Below are 7,730 nucleotides of genomic sequence, written 5' to 3'. Positions count from 1 at the left end.
GGAAGCTCCTGGTCGTCCTCAACGCCATCATGCGCGATAAAACCGCATTCGCGTGAACACAGTTGCCATGCCGTGACCTAAGAGCGTCGCGGCGGTGCAGAAAAACCTCTGTTCTGCACCGCCTTTACCCTTCGCGCGAGGTCACGGAATGGATCCTCGGGTCTCCGCGTCCGCTTCGCTCCCGCTCCGCCCGTGGATGACGAAGTTCGGGCGGCTTCGGCTAGCGGCATCCCGTTTTATGCGGGCAAACTATCCCTCAGCGCAGCTCGGACCAATGCCGTGATCTTCCTCAATTCCGCTTCATCGAGCCTCTCGATGCTGTCGGCCAAAAGGTTGGCCAGCTCGGTGGCCGCCGGCGACAGGCCGGACGTGTCGATCCTGACCCTTGGGTGCGAGCTTTCGGCGAGGCGGGCAAGTTCCTCGGCGTCGTCCCAGATGATGTTGAAATAGCCGATGATCTTCTGGATCAGCGTCCAGGTCGGCGCGCCGCGGCGGCCGTGCTCGAGCGCCGACAGATAGGCGGCGCTGACGCCGATGGCTTCGGCCATCGCCTTCTGGCTGACGCCGCGTTCGGCGCGCAGCGCCCTGAGCTTCTCGCCGAACGGGGTCATGTTGGCCCGCTCATGCGCGTATCCGCCGCAGCCGCACGTAGAGCGCGCCCGAGCCGCCATGGTTGCGGGCGGCGTGATCGTGGCTGGACACAAGATGCCGGAAGGCAGGCGTCGATAGCCAGGCCGGAACGGCGCGGCGCAGGATGCCGTCGCCGCCGGAGGACGAGCCCTTGCCGGTGATGATCAGCACGTAACGGATGCCGCCGGCATGCGCCCGGTTGAGGAAGGTGAGCAGCAGCGAATAGGCCTCGTCTTGCGTCATGCCGTGCAGGTCGACGCGGCCTTCGATCGGCAGCCGGCCTTTTTTCAGCTTGTGCAGCGTCTGGTCGTCGAGCACGTGCGAGACATGCTGCGGCTTGGGTTTTGCGGCAGCGGCCGGAACGCCGTTGACCGGAGCGGCGGCCGGCGCCGGTTTCGGCTCGACGATGTCGGGGATCTCGACGGCGGTCTTACCTTTCAGCGGCCGGGCCGAACGCGCCACCAGGTTCCACAGGATGCGGTCGTCGTCGCTGAGATGATCGTCGCGGCGGCTCACCGGCGCGCTCCATCGAACAGGCCGCGGGGCACCAGCGCATAGAAGTCGGCCGCGTTGCGGACCACGCCGGCGATTTCGCCGGCGGCATCGCCCGAGCCGGCGAAGAGATCGCCCCGGGCCGGGCCGGTGATGGCCGAGCCGGTGTCCTGCGCGATCATCAGCCGCCGGAACGGTTTTTGGTCGAAGGCGGTGAGCGTCGGCGCGTCGATATAGAAGGGTGTGCCGAATGTGTGCAGCAGGCGGTCGACCGCGACCGAACGCCCGGGCGTCAGCGGCACCTTGGCGGCGGCGATGGGCCCAAGCGCGGCATCGTCGACGTCGGCTTCGCGGAAGAAGATGTAGGAGCGGTTCCGCCACAGGATCTCGTCGACGCGGTCGGGATGCGCCTTGAACCAGGCTCGGATCGACTGCATCGTCACTTTTTCCAGCGGGATCTCGCCGAGATCGCTCAAGGTCTTGCCGGGGCCAGAAAAGCGCTGGCCGGACTTGGCGGCATAAGTGACGCGGCAGAGCCTGCCGTCGGTCATCTTCAATCTAGCTGCGCCCTGCACATGGATGAAGAAGGCATCGACCTTTTCGGCGAGCCAGGCGATCTCGAGGTTCTGGCCGGAGAGCGCGCCGCGCTCGATTTCGCCGCGGTCGAAATATTCGACCGGAGCAGCATCCGTCCGCCGGGCGAAGGCCAGATAGGCATCCATGCCGGCCGGCCGGTTGCCGTCGTCGATGTCGATCAGGTCGGCGGGGCGGGACAGCAGCGGCACGGTGAACCGCTCGGTCCTGACCGGCGAGGCCTCGACCTCGGGTTCGTAAAAACCGGTGACGAGACCGGCGCCGCCATTGTCGGGTACGACCAGAGCGGGAACGAAATGCCGTTCGAAGAACGACCGCGCCTCGGACCTGCTCGGCGCCGAAACGGCGCGCGCCTCGGCATAGGCCTCGGCAAAAGCATTGAAATCGACGCCGAGCGATCCGGTGCGGTAAGGTTTTATCGGCGCGTGGAAGGCCGAGCGGCGGAACGCGGCGAAGGCCGCAAGATCATCATCCTCGCCCCAGCCCGGAAGGTCGGTAAAGGATTTTTCGCTGAAAGTGGGAGAGAGCGGCACGACTGGGGCCCCGCCGCTTGATCTCAATCTTCTTCTTCGGTGGCGACGAGCTTCCAGTTCGGGTCGCGCGAGCGGGTGTCGCGGGCGAAGGTCCAGACATCCTTGACCTCGGCCACCGTTTCCGGGTCGCCGTCGATGACGGCGCCGGCCTTGTCGCGGGTCGCCGAGATCAGCTCGGAGACGATGCGCAGCGTGATATGCGCTTCCGAACCCTTCATTTCGGCGGCGACGATGTCGGCCTTGTCGATGCCGACGAAGGAGGACTGGATCTTTTCGGATTTGGCCTCGCGTTCGCCGATCGCGGCGACGAAACCGTCATAGACTTCGCGCGACAACAGGTTCTTCAGCGTCTTACGGTCGCCATCGGCATAGGCCATGACGATCATCTCGTAGGCCATCTTGGCGCCGTCGACGAAGCCCTTCGGCTCAAACGACGCATCATTGTCCTTGATGGAGCGCAGGCCCTTGTTGAGATCCGTGTCGGGTTTGGCGAAGGCGTCGATATCGGCATAGGTCTCGGGCGCGGTTTCGCCCGGCGCGCGCTTGCGCGGCAGCGACACGACATTTTCAGGCTTCTGCGCCGCATCGGCCTCGCGCGTGCGGCTCGCCGAATAGGGATCGAAGGGCGGACGCTCGTTTCCGGTGCGACGTCCAAGCACGTTGCGCAGCTGGAAAAAGATCACAACCGCCGCAATCAGGAAGAAAATCGTGCCGAAGTCGAAGAAACCCATATTTTCCGCCAACCGATCCCTGTCCGTGCCGGACCGGCGTAACCCCTGGGGGACCGCGGTCGCATAGCGTTCAACACCCAAAGCATATAGAACGGCAGGCGCAATCATTCAAATCAAAGGCAGCCATACCTATCTAAGGGCGCCAAGGCCAGCGGCGATTGTCCGCCAGCGCCGCAAAAGAAGAAAGCGATCGGTCGAGACTTGCGCATTTCGTTCATCCCGCTGTTCCTGCTCCTGCTGCCGCTGCTGGAGATCGCCGGCTTCGTCGTTGTCGGCCGCGAGATCGGCGCTTTGGCGACGGTCGGGCTGGTCATCCTGTCCACCGTCGCCGGCAGCCTGTTGCTGCGGCATCAGGGTTTTGGCGTCATGGCGCGGGTGCGGACGGAGATGGATGCCGGGCGCGACCCCAGCCGCCAGCTCGCGCATGGCGCTATGATCGTGCTGGCGGCGATCATGCTGATCATACCGGGCTTCATCACCGACATCTTCGCCATTCTTCTGTTGCTGCCGCCGGTGCGCGACTTCGCCTGGCGCGCGCTCAAGAACCGCATCGTCATGGCGACCAGCTTCAGCAGCGGCTTTTCGGCCCGCCGGCGCGACAATGTCATCGACCTCGACGACACAGACTATTCGCGCGACGACTATCCGAACCGGCCGGACCACAATTCGCCCTGGCGGCGGCTGAAGAACGACTAGTCCTCGACAGGGACTTTGACCGGCCGGGTCTGGCAGATGGCATGCCTTGGAGATTGGCCGAAACGCCCATCGCGATCGTCATTCCAGGGCGAAGCAGGAGCGAAGCGACCCGCGCAGACCCTGGAATGACGAGGTTGAGGAGCTTCAGCCAATCCCCAGCGTTTGCGCTGTGCTGTTCCTCCTGCTGACAAGGGCGGCAAAACTTGTTTTGTCCGGCCGACCATGGTAGCGAACCCGCGATTTCAATCCGGTCAGCAATGCTGCCCAGGCAAAAGGACTTAAAGGCTAATGGCCAGCAACGATGACGCGGCGACCGGCGCCGCCAACGGCAACGGCACCCAGAACCAGCCCTCGCTCAATGTGCTTGCGCAATATGTGAAGGACTTGTCCTTCGAGAGCCCCGGCGCGCCGAATTCGCTGCGCGGCCGCGACAAGGCTCCGGGTATCGCCATCAATGTCAACGTCAACGCCAATCCGCTCTCGGACAAGCAGTTCGACGTCAATTTGACGCTGAACGCCAAGGCCTCCTTCGACCAGGAAGTGCTGTTCAATGTCGAGCTGGTCTATGGCGGCGTCTTCGCCATAAACGGCTTCCCGCAGGAGCATATGCTGCCGCTGCTGTTCATCGAATGCCCGCGGCTTTTGTTCCCGTTCGCCCGCCAGATCATCGCCGACGCCACCCGCAATGGCGGCTTCCCGCCGCTGATGCTCGACCCGATCGATTTCGCGCAGATGTTCCAGCAGCGCATCGCCGAGGACCAGGCGGCGGCGAGCAAGATCCAGGTGAGCTGAGGCGAATCGGCGCCACACCGTATGGAGAGCCCGGCTTCGCGCCGGGCTTTTTTGTTTAGACGTCTGAGATTAGAAGGCCTCCGTGCGATCGTCATTCTAGGGCGGAGCAAGGAGCGAAGCGACGCGCGCAGACCCTGGAAACCATGTTACGCCAAGGCGTTGCGGCGGTTACGGAATTCTGCACCGTTGCATCTTACGGCCGAGGTCACGGCATGGATACTCGGGTCAAGCCCGAGTATGACGACGTCACGGGGGGTTTCGGCCAATCTCCAACGTCAGCGCCAGCGCGCCCGCTCAACCGACCGCCACTTTCAGCCACAGCGCCTTTTCACCCAGCGTCGAAACCAGCCCGGCATGCGCCGCGCGATCCGCTTCGCTCAACCGCGACGGCAGGGCGATCGGCCGGGCGCCGATCGAGATGTCGATGTCGGCCACCTCGCCGGCGCCGTTCATCCGCACCGCCACGGCCTCGAGCACCAGCGCCGCCTGCTTGCCGCCGATCAGCTCGATATAGACCTCGGCCAGCAGTTCGGAGTCGAGCAGCGCGCCGTGCTTGGTGCGGCGGGTGTTGTCGATGCCGTAACGACGGCAAAGCGCATCGAGCGAGTTCGGCCCCATCGGATGCTTGCGGCGCGCGAGCGCCAGCGTGTCGACGATGCGGCCGGGATCGATGGCCGCCTGGTCGAGCCGGCTGAACTCGATATTGAGGAAGCCGATATCGAAGGTGGCGTTGTGGGCGATCAACTTGGCGCCGTCGGTGAAGTCCAGCCATTCCTGCGCGATTTCGGCGAAGGTCGGCTTGCCGACAAGGTCGGCGGCGCTGATGCCATGCACGGCCTGCGCCTCGGCATGGATGGCGCGCCCTTGCGGATTGATGAATTTGTGGAAGGTGCGGCCAGTCGGGAAGCGGTTGACCAGCTCGATGCCGCCGAGCTCGATGATGCGGTCGTCGCGCAAATCGAGGCCGGTGGTTTCTGTATCGAAGATGATCTCACGCATTCGAATCAGTTGTCCTTGGCACGGGCAGCATCGTGCTTCGGCGAAAAATGGCAATGGCGGCTGCTGACAGCAAGAGTCAGGAGGGTGGTGTCTCCTTCTTATCCCCCGCCAGTTCGGCGACGATCGCCTCGACCGCCTTTCGAGCGGCATCGAAGCCGTGGCCGGTGTCGATGATGAAATCGGCCTGGCGGCGCTTTTCGGCGTCGGGCACCTGCTTGGCGAGGATCGACGAAAACTTCTCCTCGCTCATGCCCGGCCTGGCGAGCACGCGTTCACGCTGGATTTCGGGCGAGGCGGTGACGACCACGACCTTGTCGACGCGGCCGCGGCCGCCGGTCTCGAACAAAAGCGGGATGTCGAGCACGGCGAGCGGCGCGCCGGCGGCGCGGTGTTTGGCCAGGAACGCGTCGGCATCGGCGCGCACCAGCGGATGGACGATTGCCTCGAGCTTCTTCAGCGCGTCCGGATCGGCGAGCACTTTTCCGGCGAGCTTGACGCGGTCGACTATGCCTGCCTGCGTCGTGCCCGGGAAGGCCGCCTCGACCAGGGGGGCGGCCTTGCCGGAATAGAGGCGATGCACGGTCTCGTCGGAATCATGCACCGGCACGCCGGCCTCGGCGAACATTTTCGCCGTCGCCGACTTTCCCATGCCGATCGATCCGGTAAGGCCGAGCACGATCATCAATGGCCCCCGATATCGGCGACGATCATGCTTCGCAGCTCGGACGTAACGTCGGGTTTCCGGCCGAACCAGCGTTCGAAACCGGGCACCGCCTGATGCAGAAGCATGCCGAGACCATCGACGGTTTTCAGGCCACGCGCCCTGGCGGCGGCGAGCAAAGGCGTCTCCAGCGGCACATAGACGATGTCGGTGACGATGGCATGGTCCGGCAACGCGCCCGGATCGGCGGCCAAGGTTCCATTGCCATGCATGCCGAGCGAAGTGGTGTTGATGAGCAGGCCGGCATCGGCAAGCAGCTCGCCGAGCGCATCGGCGCCGTGCGCCGAGATGCCGGCGCCAAAATGGCGCCCGAGTTCCTCGGCTCTGGCGAGCGTCCGGTTGACGATGCGGATATCCTTCACCGCGCGCTCCTTCAGCGCATGGATGACCGCGCGCGAAGCCCCGCCGGCGCCGAGCACAACGGCCGGGCCATTGGCCGCCCAGCCGGGCGCATACTGGTCGAGGTTGGCGGCAAAGCCGTAGCCGTCGGTGTTGCCGCCACACAGAATGCCATCCTCGAACCATAGTGTGTTGACCGCGCCGATCGCGTCGGCCGCGTGATCGCGGCGGGCGACGCCGGCGAAGGCCGCCTCCTTGTGCGGGATGGTGACATTGCCGCCGCGAAAACCATTGTCGGCAAGCGCCTTCAGGAAGGACGCGAAATCATCCGGCGCGACGTCGATCGCTTCATAGCTGCCGTCGATGCCGTATTGCGCCAGCCAATGGCCATGGATCTTCGGTGAGCGCGAATGCGCGATCGGATGTCCCGTGACGAAGGCCCTTTTCTCAGCCATCGATGGCTCCCAATGCGCGCAGCTCCTTCAGCACCGGCAAAAGCGGCAGGCCGACAATGGTGAAATAATCGCCCTCGATCTTCTCGAACAGCTGGATGCCTTCGCCCTCGACCTGGTAGGCGCCGACGCTGGACAGCGCCTTGGCGCCGACACGCGCCAGATGCCGGCCGATGAAGGCGGGATCGAGCTTGCGCATCGTGAGGCTGGCGACGCCGACATGGCGCCACAGCACCTCGCCGTCGCGGCAAAGCACGGCGGCGCTGTTGAGCTGATGAGTCTTACCCGACAACGTTAGGAGATGACGCCGCGCGCTTTCCATGTCGGCGGGCTTGTGAAAGATCTCGTCGCCCAGCGACAGCGTCTGGTCGCAGCCGAGCACCAGGGCGCCCGGCTTGCGCTCGCTGACCTCGGTCGCCTTGGCTTCCGCGAGGATCGACGCGACATCCTCGGGTGAAGCGCCGCTGTCCTTCAGCGGAGCCTCGAGCGCGCGCTCGTCGACATTTGCCGGCACCGCCTCGATGTCGAGGCCGGCATTGACGAGCATCGCCTTGCGGTAGGGACTGCCTGAAGCGAGGAGGATTTTCTCGGCCATGATTTTTCGCCCAACTAGCTCCCTGACGCTGTTGACCCATCGTTTGTCTGGGGGTCCAGCACAAACTTTGGAGAATGGCCAAAGCCTTACGAACTTCGTCATCCTAGGGCGAAGCAGGAGCGAAGCTCCGTCGCGAAGACCCTAGGATCCATGCCA

At 64.5% G+C, this 7,730-nt stretch carries 10 protein-coding genes; 2 read left to right on the top strand and 8 right to left on the bottom strand.

Translation table 11 applies throughout. The annotated features are described in order from the left end of the window. Positions 1-236: 236 nt before the first annotated feature. The 4 genes from FJ424_RS13055 to FJ424_RS13040 are packed head-to-tail and all read right to left on the bottom strand — an operon-like array spanning position 237 to position 2,980. On the bottom strand, positions 237-611 hold the full coding sequence (locus FJ424_RS13055; protein ID WP_140659560.1) for a helix-turn-helix transcriptional regulator: 375 nt from the start codon (positions 609-611) through the stop codon (positions 237-239). Positions 612-621: 10 nt separating this feature from the next. After that, positions 622-1,146 carry a Smr/MutS family protein gene (locus FJ424_RS13050; RefSeq protein ID WP_140659561.1) on the bottom strand — a complete coding sequence of 175 codons (525 nt, stop codon included), beginning with the start codon at positions 1,144-1,146 and terminating at the stop codon, positions 622-624. Further along, complete coding sequence (locus FJ424_RS13045) at positions 1,143-2,249, bottom strand: murein transglycosylase A (RefSeq protein WP_140659562.1); 1,107 nt, start codon at positions 2,247-2,249, stop codon at positions 1,143-1,145. The genes FJ424_RS13050 and FJ424_RS13045 overlap by 4 nt, the downstream gene beginning before the upstream one ends. A 23-nt stretch (positions 2,250-2,272) precedes the next feature. Further along, entirely contained in the window at positions 2,273-2,980 is a 708-nt protein-coding gene (locus tag FJ424_RS13040) for a Tim44/TimA family putative adaptor protein (RefSeq protein ID WP_140659563.1), read from the bottom strand. A gap of 201 nt (positions 2,981-3,181) precedes the next feature. Here FJ424_RS13040 and FJ424_RS13035 point away from each other — a divergent pair, with 201 nt between their 5' ends. Continuing rightward, complete coding sequence (locus tag FJ424_RS13035) at positions 3,182-3,676, top strand: FxsA family protein (protein ID WP_140659564.1); 495 nt, start codon at positions 3,182-3,184, stop codon at positions 3,674-3,676. Positions 3,677-3,964: 288 nt separating this feature from the next. Then, complete coding sequence (gene secB / locus FJ424_RS13030; RefSeq protein ID WP_140645973.1) at positions 3,965-4,468, top strand: protein-export chaperone SecB; 504 nt, start codon at positions 3,965-3,967, stop codon at positions 4,466-4,468. A gap of 294 nt (positions 4,469-4,762) precedes the next feature. Here the strand turns inward: secB and dnaQ are convergent, their stop codons facing one another. Genes dnaQ through FJ424_RS13010 form a run of 4 tightly spaced genes read right to left on the bottom strand, consistent with a single transcriptional unit; the run spans position 4,763 to position 7,574 of the window. Further along, positions 4,763-5,617 carry a DNA polymerase III subunit epsilon gene (gene dnaQ, locus FJ424_RS13025; RefSeq protein ID WP_264296119.1) on the bottom strand — a complete coding sequence of 285 codons (855 nt, stop codon included), beginning with the start codon at positions 5,615-5,617 and terminating at the stop codon, positions 4,763-4,765. Beyond that, positions 5,544-6,149 (bottom strand): dephospho-CoA kinase, encoded by a 606-nt coding sequence (gene coaE / locus FJ424_RS13020; protein ID WP_140645975.1) that lies wholly within the window; start codon positions 6,147-6,149, stop codon positions 5,544-5,546. Before coaE ends, dnaQ begins: the two co-directional genes overlap by 74 nt. After that, a complete protein-coding gene (locus tag FJ424_RS13015) occupies positions 6,149-6,982 on the bottom strand; it encodes a shikimate dehydrogenase (protein WP_140659566.1) in 834 nt (277 codons plus the stop codon). Before FJ424_RS13015 ends, coaE begins: the two co-directional genes overlap by 1 nt. Further along, the gene (locus FJ424_RS13010; RefSeq protein ID WP_140659567.1) at positions 6,975-7,574 is read right to left on the bottom strand and encodes a Maf-like protein; all 600 of its coding nucleotides are present in this window, start codon (positions 7,572-7,574) and stop codon (positions 6,975-6,977) included. The genes FJ424_RS13015 and FJ424_RS13010 overlap by 8 nt, the downstream gene beginning before the upstream one ends. Positions 7,575-7,730: the final 156 nt, after the last annotated feature.

The sequence above is a fragment of the Mesorhizobium sp. B3-1-8 genome, assembly GCF_006439495.1.
Taxonomy (GTDB): Bacteria; Pseudomonadota; Alphaproteobacteria; order Rhizobiales; family Rhizobiaceae; genus Mesorhizobium.
The sequence above is the reverse complement of the archived record's forward strand: the minus strand, read 5'-3'. Positions and strand labels throughout refer to the sequence as shown.